This is a genomic window from Chryseobacterium sp. MEBOG06 (assembly GCF_021869765.1).
In the GTDB taxonomy this organism is placed as follows: Bacteria; Bacteroidota; Bacteroidia; order Flavobacteriales; family Weeksellaceae; genus Chryseobacterium.
In genome coordinates this window covers 5,208,628-5,226,578 of sequence record NZ_CP084580.1, presented here as the reverse complement: position 1 = coordinate 5,226,578, position 17,951 = coordinate 5,208,628, and the positions used below count along the sequence as shown (strand labels likewise).

The window sequence follows — 17,951 nt, the reverse complement described above, 5'->3', positions numbered from 1 at the left end:
AGTTTTTGATCAGCTTACCAGCCAATCTTTAAAATCCTTGACACGGTCTCTGCTTACCGTAATTTCTTCCTGGGGCTGAAACTCCATATCCACTTTATAATAAGGCGATGTATGAATGTTTTTAATGTAGTCTGAGCTGATAATAACCTGTCTGTTGACACGGAAAAACTTTTTATTGTCCAGTACTTCTTCCAGTTCGTCCAATGTAAAATCTGATGGATAGCTGCGGTCTTCTGTCTGAAGATATACGATTTTATTTTCACTGAAGAAGCAGCTTATTTCCTGAGTCTGTATGATTTTCAGATTATATCCTATTTTCACCAAAACTCTGGAAAGGGTTGATTTTTCTTTTTTTATAAGCTGTTTTATATCCTGAGAATTTACGGTGTCATTTGCAGGAATGAATGATTTAAACTTTTCAACAGCACCGGAAAGATCTTCTTCCAGAATAGGTTTTAATAGATAATCAATACTGTTTAGTTTAAAAGCCTTAAGGGTATACTGATCAAAAGCCGTAGTATAGATGATAAAGCCTTTGGTAGGTACTTTTTCAAAGATATCGAAAGACAGTCCGTCTCCTAAAACAATATCAGAAAAGATCAGCTGCGGGTGTTCGTTTTCAGAAAACCAGGCTACCCCTTCTTCCACTGATTCTATTTTTGTAACGACTTCAATTTCAGGAAAATTACTCAGCATTCTTTCTAATTTCCTTGAAGCTGGTTTTTCGTCTTCTATAATGACAGTTTTGATCATTGAGTTTTAATTTTGGTTGTCAGATTTTGGGAATTAAAGTTAAATAAAAACAGACCTATTTTAATAGTCTATAGGCTGTTTATCTTTTTTAAGCTCTCTTTCAATCATATCTCTTTCCCATTCGGAATCAAAAACAAACAGTTTTATGGCTTTTACAAAGAGAATAAGTCCCCATATTGCCAATATTGTGTATCTATCGAACAGTCTAATTCTAATGATTTCTTCGTCAAAAACAGTATCCGGAAGGATCAGAAGAGCAATGATAGCAAATAAAAAAATATTTCTATAGAATTTTTTAATGTTGCGGGTTCTTGTGTATGCCGTGTGATAATCCATGATTGTATAAATTTTTTAATTTATTATTATAATGTTTTTGTTTTTCCTCTTTCCTGTTCCATCAACTCTTTTATTTTTTTCTCTTCCCAGCTTCTTCCGATTCCAAATATGTTTACGGCATGAAAAATAACGCCTATTCCCCAACCCAGCATAGGCCATAAGAACCACAGATATCCTGGAGAGGTCAGCAAATTTAATGCTGCTAAAAATGGAATTACAATACAGTAAGAAGTAAGATTTCCATAAAATTCTTTTAATTCTTTTACTCTTCTTGAAGCTTTTTTGTAAGCTATCGTTTCTCTATCAGATGATAAAATTTCCATACTATTTTGTTTTAAAAGGTTAGTTTGTCTTTTTTGTTGAATCAAAGGTAGGTCAGAGAACAGCCTTAAATCAATTTTATATTACCGAACGGTAGAATATGCTATCTGAATGGTAAAAACCCGAAAGTAATGAATATATAGATGCTGAGTAGACGCAAAGCAGATCTGCCAGTCTGATGTTTTCTTGTAAAAAACAGAACCTGCTTACTGAATTATCGCAGGCATGTAAAAGAGAGGATCAATAAATAAAAGGAATTATTTTTTTGGTGTTCTTTCTGTATTCGATGTATTCATCTCCAAACTGTTCTACCAAAGCCAGTTCTTCCACTTTAATTCTGTAGGCAAATGCTAAAAACGGAGGTATAAAAGCAAAGAGTAAAGACCACCAGTTATTGAGGTATAAACCAAGACCAAGAGAGGTCAAAAGAGAAAGAGCATACGAAGGATGTCTTACATATTTATAAAATCCTTCTTTTTTGATTTTATGGTCTTCTCTTATGGTGACATCCACTGTAAAATATTTACCTAAAGATCTGATAATAATGAATCTTAAAACAATTCCCAATATAATAAAAAGCTCTCCTACATACATGATCCAGTCAGCCTTTATAATGGGAAGTTTTGTATTATAAGAAAGAATAATAGAGGCCCCTATAGAAAAAGGAATGGCAAGCCACAGAATATTCAGGGTAGATTTATCTTTATCTTTCTTGTCACTTTTCGTGGATTTCAGCATATTTTTATACAAAAACTCACTGAGAAACCAAGCGGCCATAGAAACGGTAAAGAGTATTTGTAAGGTATTCATATTTTATCTTTTGTGTTAATAAGTTTATTTCATTTATTGCCTGTTCTGCCTTTTAAGACCGTATTAAAGTTCTTTTTGTTTTTCAATCAATTCCCGGATTTTTCTCTCTTCCCATTCCTTTACAAACCGCACTTTAGGCAAAAAGACGATCAACGCATGAGAAAAAAGTCCAATTCCCCAGAATATGGCCGTAAAAAAGTTTTCAAACTGGAAATAACTTTCTCCGGGTTTCAGCTGCGAATAGTTGTAAAAGACGATTACAATATTTACCACCAAATAGGCAAATAAATGCCCGTAAAAACCTCTTAACTGGTCTACCTGTCTTTTAGCCTGCTGATATTGAATATCATCTTCGTCAAATGTTTTCATTATTTTTATTTTTTTGTTGATCCATAATTTCTCTGATCTTTTTTTCCTGCCAGGATTCTCCAATCCCGAAAACCCGGAAAGCACGGAAGGCCAAAGCAACTCCCCACCCAAATAACGGGTACCAGAACCAGTAGGTTCCCCTTCCGGTAAAAAGATTGATAAAGATTAAGAAAGGAATAATAATACAGTAAGAAATCAGGTTAGAATAAAATCCTTTAATTTCTTTAACTCTCTTTTGTGCTCTTTTATATGCCGCAGATTCATCCTCCGTCTGTACACTGGAAATATTGGGTTTAGCAGAAAGCATCGGAAGCTTTACTTTAAAATAGTCTTCAGATTTTTCTATAAAAACATTTTTCTTTGTAAGAAGAGAATAGCGCTGAACAATATTGGTAAGTCCTATCCCGGAACTTTCCTTGATCTGTTCCCTTACCTGCAGGTTGTTTTCAATACAAAGGGTATCACCGTCTGAAAAAATCCTGATCGCTAAAGGTTTTGATGAAGTAGCAAAATTATGTTTGATACAGTTTTCCAGCAATAGCTGCAGAGCCAGGGGAACCACATATCTCCGATAATCTTCTTTTGGAACATCAAAAGTGAAATCTACACTGTCTTCAAATCTGGTTTTTAAAAGATCACAATACGTTTTGGCAAATTCGATCTCATCTTCAACGGTTACCAGCTCTTTATCTTTTTGTTCAAGTACATACCGGTAAATCTTTGACATAGAGGCAGTAAATTTCTGAGCCTGCTGGGGATTTTCATCGATCAGCGAGCTTAAAACATTCAAAGAGTTGAAAAGAAAATGAGGATCCAGCTGGTTTTTCAAACTTTCAAACTGGGCATTGGCAGACTTAGCAATAAGCTTCTGCTCCACTACTTCTTTCCGGGAAGTCTTCTTCAGCTCTTCCATGAATCCTTTTGCATGAAGAAAAGCTGTAATCAGAAGAGCTATATTGATCATAAACCAATTGGTAACCCCATATTTTGAAGAGAAAAACTCTTCCACAGTAGCTGTTCTCTGGATCACAACATAATTCATATAATTACAGAAGTACACCAAAACAAAGTTCCCGATAATGATTGAAATAATGCTTAAAACAGCTCTAAGCCTGGTAGCCTCAGACCACGGAAATCTTTTATTAAGAAACTCATTAATAATTCCGTTTCCTACCCCCAATACGAAAGTATACATGGTAGAAAGCAGCATTGTCATCATAAAGGTGCGAAACGTTTTTTCATCATTAAAAAATAAGAAGAAAAACAATGTCGTTCCCATTGAGACCCAAAGTAGTATAATAAAATTTTTACGTTTCATGATCCTTTTCTTAACTCAAAATTAGTTTTTATTAAAGGTATCAAAAAGTATTTCTTACCGAAAGGCTAAATTTCTTTACCGAATGGTATAAAAAAACCTTCACAGAATGAAGGTTTTGTAAGTTTAAAACAGTAAAAAGTAAGTCGGAAAAAAGCTTTATTTACAATAAACCATAATATTATATTTCAACAACTTACATCCCTATTATTTTGTTTTTTCTTCCGGAAGGCTGATGAAATATTCAGCTTCTCCTTTTCCCCAGTTTGGATCCAGCGCTGTTCTGGGTTTATAAGCGTTGAATTTTGCCAGTGCGTCTTTAAACATCTCTACTCCTTTGGTTTTGCTTCCGCCAAACTGTTCTGGGGTAAAATAGATGTCCTCAGCCTTAATAAGAGCTATTCTTGGATTGGCTGCATCAAGCTTTTGTGCAATATTAAGCTCTTCAGTGGCTCTGGCTCCATCAGTCATATATCGCTGTTGAGGATTCACCATCATTCTCAGAGAATACGCCATTTTCCTCAATAGATGAACTTCTGCATTATCAGCACCTGCAAGATTCTGGGCCATTCCCAAATATTTTTCTGCCTGTGCCGCTACTCCATCAAGATCCTGGGTATTTCCGGTTCTCATCATAAGCCTTCCTTTCTGAATCTGGGAAAAAGCAGCATAGTACTGAGGAAGCCACTGAGAGCTTTCTTTACTTCCTATTCTCTGGAAATCGTTGGCCAATGTCTGAAACTCTTCCGGAGTTTTACAGGTTTCTATTTTCGCAATTTTCTCAGTCATTATTTTTTCGTAATCAGTCTGTGCAAAAGCAGTTAAGCTCATAAAGGCTAAAGCAAAACTTAAAAGGTATTTTTTCATGATATCAAATTTTAAAAGTTAGTTGTATTGTATATTCGAAGTTATGTTTTTATAAATTATTATTGATTGCATCATCTGTTTTATCTACTCCAAAGCTGATAAATGCTCCTATAAATACAAAGGTATTCACGGGTGGCACAACTGCAGAGCTTCTTGATCCGTCTACGGAAAAGTTATATCCGTACACGTTTTTTGATCCTAAAACATTGGTAATACTCAGAACAAGTACAGGGAAAACCTTTGAATCCTTTTTGCCTAGGTTCGGTAAATAATTAATACTGAAATTTAAAGCATTATAATCTTTTAGTTTACCCTCATTTCTGGTATAATTAATTGCTTTCCCATCTTCAAATTTAGAAGCAATATCGTAATAAGGTCTTCCTTTGGCATAGGTATAGGATAAATTAGCTCCAAGTTTCCATTCCGGAATAAATCTCTTTACCACTGCTGAAAGAGTGTGATCTGCTGCAAAAGACGGTTTCATACTGACAGGATAGTTCAGAAAGTCTCTCTTTGAATCAAGAAATGAATAGCTGATCCAATAATCAATATTTTTAAATGTTTTCTTATTGTCTCTCCAAAACAGTTCCAGTCCTTTTGCATAACCGTATCCATCATTATTTAGAGCCGTCTGCACCTGTTGGTTCTGTTCCTTGTCCGGAGTCACATTAAATGTCTTGATCAGCTGGTCATATTTTTTATAAAAAGCTTCAAAACGCAACGTTCGCCCTTCCGAAGCTCTCTGAACCTGGAAAATATAATGCTGTGACTGTTGAAACCCCAAATCCGCAGGTCTATTGATATATTTGCTCTCCGGATTTTGATAGAAAAGACCATAAGCCAAAGAAGTTGTCCAGTCTTTGGCAAGACGGTAAGCCAATGCCAAACGCGGGGCAATATTATTTTTATTCAGAAAAGATGAATGCTCTGCCCTGATTCCTATTTTTGCAGATAAAGCATTGCTGAATCCAAGATCTGTTTCTACGAAAGCAGAAGAAATCAGATCTTTATAATGTTTCTGAACCTCTTCAAAGTTTAAATTTTCATCTGTGTTATTCAATTCAAAACCTCCTCTCACAGCACTTATTTTATTTATTTTCCTTTCAAGAACTGCTTTGAAATTCACATAATTTCCATCTGTGAGCAATCTTGTTTTATTGGATTCTATATCACTTGTTTCTGTAGAAAAATTAAGATCCGATCTGTTGTACGAATAAGAGCCTCCTATATTCAGAAGATATTTCCCAAATTTTTGTCTGAAAGAGAGATTGTGATACGTATTTTTTCCGTCTAATCTTATCAAACTGAAATCATATCCAGGTTCAAGGCTTTCAGATTTCACTCCCATCTTATTAGAATTGTACATTCCGTAATATTTAAAAAATCCTCCTGATTTTGTTTTAAATCTAAAATTCATGTCTCCGTTAAGACCCTGTGGAGCGTCAATAAAATTGGTATTGAAATTAAAGACTTTCTGCATCAGGCTTAACATTGAATATCCTGCTGAAGCGCCAAAAGAATAGTTTTTACTGTCTGCCAGCTTTTGAAATCCTGCATTCAGAAAGATAGGAGAAACTCCAAGATTATAAGAACTCTCATCCGGAAGGTCAACACTTTCAAGCATCAATGCTCCTGAAAGCGCCTGCCCGTAGAGAGCAGAATATCCGCCACTTGAAAATATATTACCTTTAAAAAGAGAAGTATTAAACTGATCTCTTCCTGCAATTCCCGGAATAGAATTAGAAAAATAATTGTTGATAAGACTCCCGTCCATAAAGATCCTGGATTCGGTTCCCGTACCTCCTCTGATGAATAAACCTTCTGTTCCTCCAACCTTTTGAACCCCGGGAAGAAAGGTCAATGCTGAAGAAATCTGTCCGTCTGCTCCTGCAGTAGTATAAATATCAATAGGCGTCAGTAATGTAGTTGCTCTTTTCCGGTCGCTGGCTTCAATAGATCCTGCAGATACTACTACGGCATCTATTTCGCTGATCTGTTCTTTAAGATCCGTATTGAGAATGATTGCCTGATCATCAAGGCTGATACTTTTTTCAACGGTCTCATATTTGGGATGGGTGAAGGTTATTTTGCGATCTCCTTTTTCTGATGTTTCAAAAGAAAAATTACCCTGGGCATCCGTAGTTGACCCGTCATAGGTATCTTTTAGTGTGACATTTACTTCACTTACTCCTTTACTTTTAAAAGTTACCCTTCCTGATACTTTTATCTGAGAATATCCCGTCATAAAAGTGATCAGAGCAATCAGAAGCAGTATTTTTTGTCCTTGTGGTTTCATGGTTATTATTATCTGGGTCAAAAATAGGATGAGAAATGCCTTTCTATAAAAAAATTATTACCGAAAGGCATTCTTTTGCTACCGAATGGTAAATTACAAAACAGGAATACAAAAATCCACCATCATTTTACCTTCCGGATGCTCTTTAAAATTGGAATGGTAGATCTCAAAAGGAAATTCTTTTCTCATTGAATAATGATGCTCATTCATCCATAAAAACAATGATACCCAGCATTGCTCAAAATCATTAAGGGTTACTTCTCCACTTCCTACAATGTATTTTCCTGCATCAATGGTTTCAGAAAACACTTCTCCTTCAGTACTTTCAAGCTTTTCATCCAGAAGCATACACGCGTGTATTCTTACCTTATCGGGAGGAGTCACTTTGAAACTTTCATGGTATACAGAAATCATTTTCACATTTTCCCGTGGAAACAGATGTTTCTTTCCTGCCCAATCTATCAGAATATTATAGGAGGGTTCCACATCAGCAATTCCCAGGCTCATTACTGCTGCAAGTTGCATTTCCGGCAGTTCTTTAATTTCAATTTTCAAATTCATTTTCGTCCAGTTTAACAGGTTTTCTATAGTGCAAATATATTGGCCAAAAACCGTATCAACTTGTCCGTTCTTGCTTTGTGTTTGTAAAATCTTGTGAAATCTGGGGGGCGCTGATCTCCGGAATTCAGAAGGAGGTATTCCGTAATACTTTTTAAATGTTTTGCTAAAGACTGAATGATTTGAAAATCCGAGATCAAAATAGATATCCTTAATTCCTTTTTCTTTGTGTACAGCCAGATAAAAAGCGCTTTTTTCTATTTTCTTTCTGGTAATATAGCTCTGAAGTGTTTCTCCGGTAATCAGCTTAAATATCCTGTGAAAATGAAACGGGGAATAAGCACTGATCTCTGCAATTTTTTCCAGAGAGAGATCCGCATCAAGGTTTGTATCGATATACTGGATTGTTTTTACAATCCGTTTTTTATATTCTTCCAATTATAAAATATTGATTAACAAAAATATTGATATGAATAGGATATCTGTTGTTTATTATTGCTGTTTAAAGAAATTTCTACTTTATAATCTTATACTTCCACAAATTTTAAAAGAGGAATAGTCTTTTTAATATGTATATCGGGCGACGCAATATAGCTGTGGTAGGATTCATAAATAAAAATCTCTCTTGTAAAAAACTTTTCACCGTCAATGACACATTCATCATTCACTATTTCAAAGGATTCCAGAGGAAGCATCATACCGCTGCCATGCGCTTTTATAACCGCTTCTTTTCTCGTCCAGTAAGTAAAAAATCCTTTTACTTTATCTTCAGTTTCATAGATTTCCTGAAATTCAGCTTCTGTCATTTGAAATTTAAAGTCCATATAGTTGATTTCCGGATTGGTAAATTCTATATCTATTCCTATAGGAAATTCAGCGATAATACAGGTTACAATATCTTTAGAATGAGAAATATTGAAATGAAGATGAGAATTTTTCAGATAAGGCTTTTTATTGGGAAGAATACCTGTTTCAACTTGAGAGATATTGTAATACGTCTGTAAGCCATATTGCAATAAAACTCTTCCCAGCAGAGAAAGCTGTGCATCCTGCCATCTTCTGTATTTCATGATATCTTTTCTAAAGTCTTCAGAAAACAGGTGTAAATACCGGTCCAGAACAGACTGATGCTTTTCCTCACTGATAAAGGCAGATAAAATGACCATTTTTAGTTCTTTACGGTTGCTGATTATGATGACTGCTTATATTATATCACGCTAAAATTAAGCATTTTCCATCCATTTTTCAAAGCAATTATCCATAAGGTTCATATTATAAAATCTAAAGAAAAAATAAAATACAATAAGCTTCTACTTTTCACTAACTTTAGAAAAAAGACCTGAATCATAAAGCGCTTTGGAAAATCTTTTTTAATTTTATCCTATAATCACTATAAATCATTTAAAAATGAACGTAAAAACATTAACATTACTGGCAGGGTTTGCATTTTTAGCCGTTTCATGCGGAACTACAAAAATGTACTCTGTAAATGCCAAAAGCGGAACCCAGACAGGAGGAACAGCCAAGTTTACCCAAAAAGGAAATGAAGTAATCATGAAACTGGATATCACGAACCTTACTCCAGGAATTCATGCTGTACACATTCATGAAAAAGGAGATTGCTCGGCAGCAGACGGAACCTCTACAGGAGGTCACTGGAACCCATCCAAGAACGATCACGGTAAATGGGGAGCTGAACATTTCCATATGGGAGATATAGGAAATCTGGTTGCTGATCAGAGCGGTACGGCAACACTGACGTTCAAGACAGATAAATGGTGTCTTGGCTGTACAGACGAGTCTAAAAACATTATCGGAAAAGGACTTATTGTACACGCAGCTGCGGATGACTTCCATACCCAGCCTACAGGAAATGCAGGAGGGAGAGTAGGATGTGTAGAAATTAAGTAATCATTTTTACGCAATAAAAAATCCGCTAATTTTCATTAGCGGATTTTTTATGTTTAGGATTTTGCTCCCATATCTGATACAATATTCATTGCTTCCTGCAGGTAAAGATCTTTTTTCAGATTCTTGATCCACATTTCAGATTTTTTCTTGAAAGCTTCATCTTTTTTCTCTCTTTCAATTTCACTTGGATACATCGTGAACTGAAGACCATTTTCAAATTTTGTTAAAGCTTTGAACTTCTCGATCTGAGATTTTCTGTGCTTCATCAGGTCATTGAATTTATTAATATTCAGTGTAATATTTTCTTCTTTATCCAATTTCTCTCTCCATTGAGCTGATTCTAACAGGAGCTGATAATTGCTGTTTTTAGCCATTCTTCCAGCACTTGCCTTTTCAAGAGCCTGAATATTGAAATAATTCAGTTTTTCGAATTTTGTTGGTGGAATTTTATCCCATGCTAAAGCAAAATCATCATATCTCTCTCCTACTTCTGCATAGGTAAAGAAATCCTTCATCTGAATATCAGAAACAATTCCTTTTCTCTGTGTAGATTCTCCTGTAATTCTGTAGAACTTCTGAATCGTCAGTTTTAAAGATCCGAAATCATCTTCAGTATTCAGGAATCTATTCAGGTCAACAAACGTCTGAACGGTACCTTTTCCGAAAGACTGAGGCGATCCCACGATCATTGCTCTTCCGTAATCCTGCATTACTCCCGCTAAAATTTCAGAAGCAGAAGCTGAAAGTTCATTTTGCATGATTACAAGAGGACCAGTCCAGATAGGAGCTTCATATTTATTCTTTAGAGTCTGTATTTTTCCGTTTCCATCTTTCACCTGAACGTAAGGTCCGGCATCCATGAAAAGCCCCATAATATCTCCTACTTCAGTTAATGAACCCCCTCCGTTGTTTCTAAGATCAAGAATAATTCCTTCAATATTCTGAGCTTTAAGTTTAATGATTTCATTTTTAATATCATCAGAAGCATTTCTTCCTTTGGCATTTTCAAAATCAGCATTAAAGCTTGGAAGGTTGATAAACCCATATTTCTTCCCGTTCGGTGTATTTACGACAATACTTCTTGCAAAAGTATCTTCAATTGCTACCTCCTCACGAATCATGGTTACATCCTTGATGCTTCCGTCTTTTTTCTGAACCGTTAGAGTAACCGGAGTTCCTTTCTCTCCTCTGATAAGTCTTACGGCTTCATCAGAAAGCATTCCAACAACATTTACAGCATCTTCTTTTGGTTTAGATTTTACCTTCAGAATCTTATCTCCTTCCGAAAGCTGCTTGGACTTCCATGCAGGTGCCCCAATCGTCAGAGCTCCCAGGTAAAGATTTCCCTTTTTCTCCTGGATCAAAGCTCCGATACCAATTACTTTACCGGTAAACTGAGTATCAAAATCTTCTTTATCTTTTGGTGAATAATAGTTAGTATGCGGATCAAATACTTCTGTATATGCATTCATATACACAGTAAACCAATCCATTTTTTTTCTCTTCTTGAATCGGGTAAAGGTATCTTTCACAAGATCTTTTACTTCATCTGTCGCCTTTTTGATCTTCTCATCCTGAGTAAGAGACTTAAACTTGATGGTATCTTTCAGCTTGTACTTCTGAACAGAATCTTTCTTCTCTTTCTGAGCTTCTTCTTTGCTGTTCATTGATTCAACCTCCTGCAGGATATTATATTTAATGAATTTTTTCCATTCATTATATTGTTCCTGCTTATTAGCCGGTACTTTTTTAAGCTTTGGCTCAAGCGTCAGGGTTTCATCTTCCTGAAGGTTGATAGGCTTGCTGAAAATATCCTGTGTGATTTTATCAATCTCATCTACCCTTTGGTAAAGTCTGTCGATGGTAAGCTTATAGAACGTAAGATCTCCCTGACTGATATAATCGTCAAGCTTTGTTTCATGCTTGCCAAATTCATCCATATCAGATTGCAGGAAATATCTTTTTGCAGGATCTACCAATTCGAAATAATGCTTATAAACATCCTTCGAATAGGCATCATTGATAGTTTTTGGACTATAATGCAGATAAGAAAGTGTATTTTTTACGCTCACCATTATCGTCTGCATCTTTTCATCATCGTTCTTTGGCGAGTTGAAACAAAACATTAGACTGGTTAATGGAATAAGGAGTAAAAATTTATTCAGTTTGAAATTTTTCCACATAAACTGTCTTTATTTATTAATTTTTTAAAAAATAGGTATTGTAATGAGTAGCCATAATTAGCAGACTGTTACAAATGATCAAATTTAATACCTTATTTACAAATATCGAACAGTTTTACCTATTTTTATTAGAAGAGATTTATAAATACTAAAGTCTTCTCTCTACATCCTGTGCTATCAGGAGTTTTCAGAGAAAAACAAAGCCAATAATCTTATCTTTTTTTACTCTTTTTTATCCTGAAAAACTTTATAAACAGACCGCCTAAAAATCAATCCTTCCTCACAAGGGCATGAAATATGCTAGTATTTAATCAAATAACTTTAAAATGTAATGTCATGAGAAGTTTACTATGGTTAGTTGCAGTTATCTGTATAGTCGTTTGGCTTTTAGGAATGTTAGGAATTGTACCCGGTATTAGTACGGGTTACCTAATACATGTCTTGCTGGTTATTGCCATTGTTGTTATCCTTTACAATATTATTACAGGCAGAAAACCACTGGACTAAGCCATATTAAGTGTTTAACCCATTAAAATCATTATCAGACTCAGCAGATGCTCTCTTTCAGAGGGGAGTTGAATAAGATTCGCCTTGAAAGAATGCATCTGTGAGGTACTGAGATGATGAGAAGCTGGAATGGTCTTCGCACGATAGACGCCAGTGTTGTAAATTTTGGAAGTTTTAATGAATTTATATTCCACTTGTTTTTTTAAACACAAGATTTCCTTCTTCATGCTCCCTGCTTTATTTTCTGATCAAAATAGCTCATTTTGTTTCACTACTGCCTCATTAATAATACATCTGGTATTTTTTAACATCTTATTTTTAACTACATTTGATGTGTTAAAAATTCATTTTGTTCATTTCAAAATATGAGCAAATTGTACTGTATTTGTATTAAATAATTAAAGATAATTTATGGAAAGACCACTTATTCTGGTGACTAATGATGACGGAATTACAGCTCCCGGTATTAGAAATCTTATCAACTTTATGAATGAAATCGGGGAAGTAATAGTTGTAGCCCCGAATTCTCCCCAAAGTGGAAAAGGCCACGCAATCACCATCAATTCTACCCTAAGCTATGAAGAAGTCACTCTGGAAGGGCCACAAACCGACTATTCTTGTAGCGGAACTCCTGTAGACTGTGTGAAAATGGCTCTTGACAAAATTCTGACAAGAAGACCTGACATTGTCGTTTCAGGAATCAACCATGGAGCAAATTCTTCTATCAATGTAATCTACTCCGGGACTATGTCTGCTGCAGTAGAAGCAGGTGTAGAAGGAATTCCTGCGATTGGATTCTCATTATTAGACTTCAGCTGGGAGGCAGACTTTAGTCAAGCTAAAGAATTTATTCAGAATATCGTAAGAAGAACGCTGGAAAATCCTATGCCTAAAGGAATTGTTTTAAACGTAAATATTCCAAAACTTCCCGCCGGAGAAATAAAGGGAATAAAAGTATGCAAACAGGCTAATGCAAAATGGGAAGAAAGCTTCGACGAAAGAATAAACCCACACGGAAAAAAATATTACTGGTTAACGGGTTACTTCAACAATATGGATGAATCTGAAGATGCCGATGAAACCGCTTTGGCCAACGGATATATATCTATCGTACCTGTAAAGTTTGACCTTACAGCCTATGAGTATATGAAGACTCTGGAGGAAGTAATGAATTTTGACAATGCATAATAAGTGAGATAGCTCAGCTTATCATTCACTAGATGAATATCATTAAAATTGAGCTTTCATGGATATAAAAAGCTCTGTATTTTATGAATTACAAGAACCAATAAAGGCATGAAATAATATTTCATGCCTTTATTCATTTTAAATAATAAGCCAGACAAAGGGATAAAAACTTCATTCATTTTCTGCTTACTTTCCGGTTTTAAAGCTGTGTCTCATTTTTATTTTTACGTTGAAATTATTATAATCTTCTTACCGAAATTCCGTGGGATTAAGACAATCCTTCCCATATTATTTAGTACCTTTATTCTGAAAAATAATTACAAGATGCGTATAGAATATGAAATAAAACTGGGATTTAAGGATGTAATGTTCCGCCCAAAACGTTCCACCCTGAAGTCCCGTTCGGAAGTAGATCTTGAAAGGGAATTTACGTTCAGACATACTCAAAAAAAATGGAGAGGAGTTCCTGTAATTGCCGCGAATATGGATACTGTAGGTACTTTTGAAATGGCTGTGGAACTGGCAAAAGAAAAGATAATTACAGCTATTCACAAGCATTACAGTCTGGATGAATGGGATGAGTTCCTGGAAAGCCAGCCGGACAGTATCTATCAGTATATTGCTCTAAGTACCGGTACCGGAAAAGCTGACGAAGAGAAGATTAAACATATTGTAGAAAAACATCCAAAAATAGAATTTCTCTGCATTGATGTAGCCAATGGATATTCTGAGCATTTCGTTGATTTTGTGAAGAGAGCAAGAGCTAATTTCCCGGATAAAATTATTATTGCCGGCAATGTGGTTACGGGAGAAATGGTGGAAGAACTTCTTTTGGTAGGAGCAGATATCATCAAAGTAGGTATCGGACCTGGTTCAGTGTGTACTACCCGGGTAAAAACAGGAGTTGGCTATCCTCAACTTTCAGCAATTATAGAATGTTCTGATGCGGCTCATGGTTTAGGAGGCCATATTATCGCTGACGGAGGGTGTAAAGTTCCCGGAGATGTAGCTAAAGCTTTCGGTGGTGGTGCAGATTTCGTTATGCTGGGCGGAATGTTTGCCGGTCATGATGAAAGCGGAGGAGAAATGATTGAAGAAAATGGCAAGAAATTCCGTTCATTTTATGGAATGAGTTCTAAAACAGCTATGGATAAACATTCCGGAGGAGTTGCAGAATATCGTGCTTCTGAAGGTAAAACCGTAAAAGTAGCTTATAAAGGACCCGTTGCAGAAACAGTGAAGGATATTTTAGGCGGAGTAAGATCAACCTGTACTTATGTAGGAGCTTCCAAACTTAAAGAACTTTCTAAAAGAACAACTTTTATAAGAGTTCAGGAGCAGGAAAATCAGGTTTTTAATTAATCCTGAATTTTAGAAAGAATTAAAAAAGTGAGGCTATACATTTTGTATAGCCTCATTATATTTTTAAGTTAACATCCCTCCGTCAACGTTTAGCGTCTGCCCGGTAACGTATGATGACATATCACTTCCGAAGAATACACATGCATTAGCGATGTCTTCCGGCTGCCCTCCTCTTTTCATAGGAACTCCGTCTCTCCATCCCTGAACTGTTTTCTCATCCAGAACAGCGGTCATTTCTGTTTCAATGAATCCAGGTGCGATAGCATTACATCTGATATTTCTGGATCCTAATTCTAATGCAACAGATTTTGTAAATCCGATAACGCCTGCCTTAGAAGCTGCATAATTGGCCTGTCCGGCATTTCCTTTCACTCCAACTACTGAGGTCATATTGATAATAGATCCTGATCTCGCTTTCATCATTGGCTTGATTACCGCTTTTGTAAGATTGAAAACTGAATCTAAGTTTACTTTGATCACTTTATCCCAATCATCTTTTGACATTCTCAGAAGCAGGTTATCTTTTGTAATTCCTGCATTGTTTACCAAAATATCAATTTGTCCGAATTCTGCCATTACTTCTTCCACCAACTGCTGTGCAGCATCATAATCTGATGCGTCAGACTGATATCCTTTGATTTGGGTTACAGAACTTAAAGCTGCTTCTAATTCTTTAGCTTTGTCTACAGAGCCGGCATAGGTAAATGCTACTTTTGCTCCCTGCTGAGCAAACATTTCAGCGATACCTTTCCCGATTCCTCTTGTAGCTCCAGTAATTAGTGCTACTTTTCCTTCTAATATTCTCATATCTATTGACAATTATTTTCTTTATAACTCATTCAGCTAGCGATTGCTGACTCACTTAGTATATATTATTCCTTTACGGAATTAAACGGTTTGCAAAGATATTATAAATTGTTATTCAACGCATTGAAATCAGCAAAATACTGCACTTTTTTGATCATTTCCTATTAAAATCCTAAAGCTGAGGAGGATTATTTCTAAATCTGGTGAAATAAATGAGCTCTGTCTTTTTATTCTTATCCAGTTTCAGTACTTCCTTCTGCCAGGAATATTTATCATAATCAATTTCTTTCAGCAGTTCATTCTGAAAATTCAAAACTCCATATTTTCCCTCTTTTTTTACTACAATTTCATTTTCAGAGTTCCCAAATATTATGATATCATCGTAAATAAAGGGTACAATTTCCGTTCCTTTTCCATCCAGAATACCATAAAAATTGTCTTTATTTTTACATACAAGAGGTTTTGAATAAGGATTTAGAAAGTTAAAATATTCATTATTCTCATTCCTGATCCAGCTTATGTTTTTCAGCTCATCCCTAGATTTGTCTTTCAATGAAAATCTATAGTATTTATCCGATTCCTTCACAATAAGTCCTTCAGGATAAAATCCGAGAATATCTACATCTTCATTAATCACATTTTTAAGATCTTTATCAAGAAGTTTCTCCTCCCCTTCTTTTTTAAGATAAACAACATCTCTTCCTGAAATGGTAAAACTCTGTATGAAATTATATTCCTGTGGAACAATTATATTTCCCTCCAGATCGGCAATTCCGGATTTCTTAGTCTTGTCGTTATAAATGCTGAAAAGATTGTTAAATAAAGGGGTTAAAGATTTAAAAACACTGGAATACAACTTCTTATCTTTTTTATAAAAGACCGTTGTTTTATTATTTTTGCTGAGATAAATATATTCTTTCTTTCCAAAATATTCCGGAATGATCTCTTTAAAAGTTTCATCCGCAATTGTATTTTCTTCTGTATCGATAAGTCCGTATTTCCCTGTAGCTTTATTCTGGGTAATCAAATAAGGATAAGAACTGATACTGGTTACCAACTTCGAAAATGTGTGCAGTGTCTGTCCGTTTTCATCAATGATTTCACTTTGATTATTGTCATTAGTTATAAGAGCCCTCCCTTCTTCAAAATAATAATCATCTTTAAATCCTCTGGCACTTACCTGTTTTCCATTGAAGTCATAGAGAAACCATCCTTTATCTTTTAAAACAAAGAATCTGTTCTTTCCTGAAAATCTGATTTTGTCTGAATAGGAAATAATCTCTTTTCCATTATAATCATAAACGGCCTCTTTTCCTTCTCTGGAAGAAATGATGAACTCTTCACTCCACCACGGTGTATTAAATTCCTGATTATTTAAAGGGATAAATTCTTTTCCTTTTTCATTAATAACAGCTGATTTCCTGGTGTAATTGGTTTCTTCAGAATAAAGAATGAATCTGTTTTTAAAAACATGCAAAATACTACCTTTATAAGGAGACTCAAAGGTAACCGTACCTAAAGAATCCACAATACCATGCTTTTCGGAAACAGGATCATACAAAGTACCATACCCATCTGAGTAAGAATTAACCTCCTTTCCTGTTTTTTTTGAAAGGATAACCTTCATATATTGGTTAGTCTGCGCTGTACAGACTACAGAGCACAATACAAAAATTATTTTTTTCAAAGGAAATTAAATAGAATTATTAACAATAAGAACGATCTCTCCTTTTAAAGTTTTTGATTTGGAAAACTCAATCAATTCATTGATTGTTCCCCGTTTGGTTTCTTCAAATTTCTTAGAAATTTCACGGCTTAAACTTACTTTGGTTTCTTCTCCAAAAAACTCTTTGATCTGCTCCAAAGTAGTATTGATTTTATGTGGGCTTTCATAGAGAACAATGGTTTTTTTTTCTTCTGCAAGCTGTTTCAGTTTCGTCTGTCTTCCTTTTTTCTGAGGTAAAAAACCAGCAAACAAAAATTCATTGTTGGGAAGTCCCGAAACCACCAAAGCTGGAATAAGAGCCGTTGCTCCCGGCAGGCAGATCATTTCGATATTGTTGTCCGCTCCGGCCTTTGCCAAAAGATATCCGGGGTCCGAAATCCCAGGGGTTCCTGCATCGGTAATAATAGCAATATTCTGCCCGTTTTTAAGGTCTGTAATGACTTTCTCTGTTGCCTGATGCTCATTGTGCAAATGATAAGATTTCAAAGGCTTGGAGATTTCAAAATGTTTTAAAAGAACTCCAGAAGTCCTGGTGTCTTCACATAAAATATACTCTACTTCCTTCAGGACATTTACCGCCCTAAAAGTCATATCTTCCAGGTTCCCAACAGGTGTGGGAACAAAATATAAGATTCCGCTCAA

General features: G+C 35.4%; 18 protein-coding genes. 4 read left to right on the top strand and 14 right to left on the bottom strand.

Translation table 11 applies throughout. From position 1 onward, the window contains the following. Positions 1-9: 9 nt before the first annotated feature. The 10 genes from LF887_RS23820 to LF887_RS23775 form a co-directional block, all read right to left on the bottom strand. The gene (locus LF887_RS23820; RefSeq protein WP_236856720.1) at positions 10-753 is read right to left on the bottom strand and encodes a LytR/AlgR family response regulator transcription factor; all 744 of its coding nucleotides are present in this window, start codon (positions 751-753) and stop codon (positions 10-12) included. A gap of 60 nt (positions 754-813) precedes the next feature. After that, positions 814-1,089, bottom strand: a complete 276-nt coding sequence (locus LF887_RS23815) for a 2TM domain-containing protein (RefSeq protein WP_236856719.1) — start codon at positions 1,087-1,089, stop codon at positions 814-816. Between the two features lie 26 nt (positions 1,090-1,115). Further along, positions 1,116-1,412, bottom strand: coding sequence for a 2TM domain-containing protein (locus LF887_RS23810; protein WP_236856718.1), 297 nt, complete (start codon positions 1,410-1,412; stop codon positions 1,116-1,118). A gap of 238 nt (positions 1,413-1,650) precedes the next feature. Beyond that, a complete protein-coding gene (locus tag LF887_RS23805; protein WP_236856717.1) occupies positions 1,651-2,220 on the bottom strand; it encodes a methyltransferase family protein in 570 nt (189 codons plus the stop codon). 63 nt (positions 2,221-2,283) lie between these two features. Beyond that, positions 2,284-2,589: a 2TM domain-containing protein gene (locus tag LF887_RS23800; RefSeq protein ID WP_236856716.1), complete on the bottom strand. Its 306-nt coding sequence runs from the start codon at positions 2,587-2,589 to the stop codon at positions 2,284-2,286. After that, entirely contained in the window at positions 2,576-3,907 is a 1,332-nt protein-coding gene (locus tag LF887_RS23795; protein ID WP_236856715.1) for a 2TM domain-containing protein, read from the bottom strand. Before LF887_RS23795 ends, LF887_RS23800 begins: the two co-directional genes overlap by 14 nt. Before the next feature lie 204 nt (positions 3,908-4,111). Then, positions 4,112-4,771 carry a hypothetical protein gene (locus LF887_RS23790; protein ID WP_236856714.1) on the bottom strand — a complete coding sequence of 220 codons (660 nt, stop codon included), beginning with the start codon at positions 4,769-4,771 and terminating at the stop codon, positions 4,112-4,114. Positions 4,772-4,820: 49 nt separating this feature from the next. Then, on the bottom strand, positions 4,821-7,067 hold the full coding sequence (locus tag LF887_RS23785) for a TonB-dependent receptor (RefSeq protein WP_236856713.1): 2,247 nt from the start codon (positions 7,065-7,067) through the stop codon (positions 4,821-4,823). A 93-nt stretch (positions 7,068-7,160) separates the two neighbouring features. Beyond that, positions 7,161-8,063, bottom strand: coding sequence for a GyrI-like domain-containing protein (locus LF887_RS23780; protein ID WP_236856712.1), 903 nt, complete (start codon positions 8,061-8,063; stop codon positions 7,161-7,163). Between the two features lie 89 nt (positions 8,064-8,152). Further along, positions 8,153-8,791, bottom strand: a complete 639-nt coding sequence (locus LF887_RS23775) for a 4'-phosphopantetheinyl transferase family protein (protein WP_236856711.1) — start codon at positions 8,789-8,791, stop codon at positions 8,153-8,155. Positions 8,792-9,032: 241 nt separating this feature from the next. Here LF887_RS23775 and LF887_RS23770 point away from each other — a divergent pair, with 241 nt between their 5' ends. Next, positions 9,033-9,536, top strand: a complete 504-nt coding sequence (locus tag LF887_RS23770; RefSeq protein ID WP_236856710.1) for a superoxide dismutase family protein — start codon at positions 9,033-9,035, stop codon at positions 9,534-9,536. Between the two features lie 53 nt (positions 9,537-9,589). Here LF887_RS23770 and LF887_RS23765 read toward each other — a convergent pair whose 3' ends face one another. Continuing rightward, positions 9,590-11,719 (bottom strand): carboxy terminal-processing peptidase, encoded by a 2,130-nt coding sequence (locus LF887_RS23765; RefSeq protein ID WP_236856709.1) that lies wholly within the window; start codon positions 11,717-11,719, stop codon positions 9,590-9,592. A gap of 336 nt (positions 11,720-12,055) precedes the next feature. Here LF887_RS23765 and LF887_RS23760 point away from each other — a divergent pair, with 336 nt between their 5' ends. From LF887_RS23760 to LF887_RS23750, 3 genes are all read left to right on the top strand, one after another. Beyond that, positions 12,056-12,226 carry a lmo0937 family membrane protein gene (locus tag LF887_RS23760; protein WP_236856708.1) on the top strand — a complete coding sequence of 57 codons (171 nt, stop codon included), beginning with the start codon at positions 12,056-12,058 and terminating at the stop codon, positions 12,224-12,226. 411 nt (positions 12,227-12,637) lie between these two features. Next, complete coding sequence (gene surE, locus LF887_RS23755) at positions 12,638-13,414, top strand: 5'/3'-nucleotidase SurE (protein ID WP_236856707.1); 777 nt, start codon at positions 12,638-12,640, stop codon at positions 13,412-13,414. 324 nt (positions 13,415-13,738) lie between these two features. Then, positions 13,739-14,776 (top strand): GMP reductase, encoded by a 1,038-nt coding sequence (locus LF887_RS23750; protein WP_236856706.1) that lies wholly within the window; start codon positions 13,739-13,741, stop codon positions 14,774-14,776. Between the two features lie 63 nt (positions 14,777-14,839). On the opposite strand, the gene fabG is transcribed toward LF887_RS23750, so the two are convergent. The 3 genes from fabG to rsmI all read right to left on the bottom strand — a co-directional run bounded on the left by fabG (position 14,840) and on the right by rsmI (position 17,951). Continuing rightward, on the bottom strand, positions 14,840-15,583 hold the full coding sequence (fabG, locus tag LF887_RS23745) for a 3-oxoacyl-[acyl-carrier-protein] reductase (RefSeq protein ID WP_236856705.1): 744 nt from the start codon (positions 15,581-15,583) through the stop codon (positions 14,840-14,842). A 172-nt stretch (positions 15,584-15,755) separates the two neighbouring features. Further along, a complete protein-coding gene (locus tag LF887_RS23740; RefSeq protein WP_236856704.1) occupies positions 15,756-17,270 on the bottom strand; it encodes a WG repeat-containing protein in 1,515 nt (504 codons plus the stop codon). A 6-nt stretch (positions 17,271-17,276) separates the two neighbouring features. Next, on the bottom strand, positions 17,277-17,951 hold the full coding sequence (gene rsmI / locus LF887_RS23735; protein WP_236856703.1) for a 16S rRNA (cytidine(1402)-2'-O)-methyltransferase: 675 nt from the start codon (positions 17,949-17,951) through the stop codon (positions 17,277-17,279).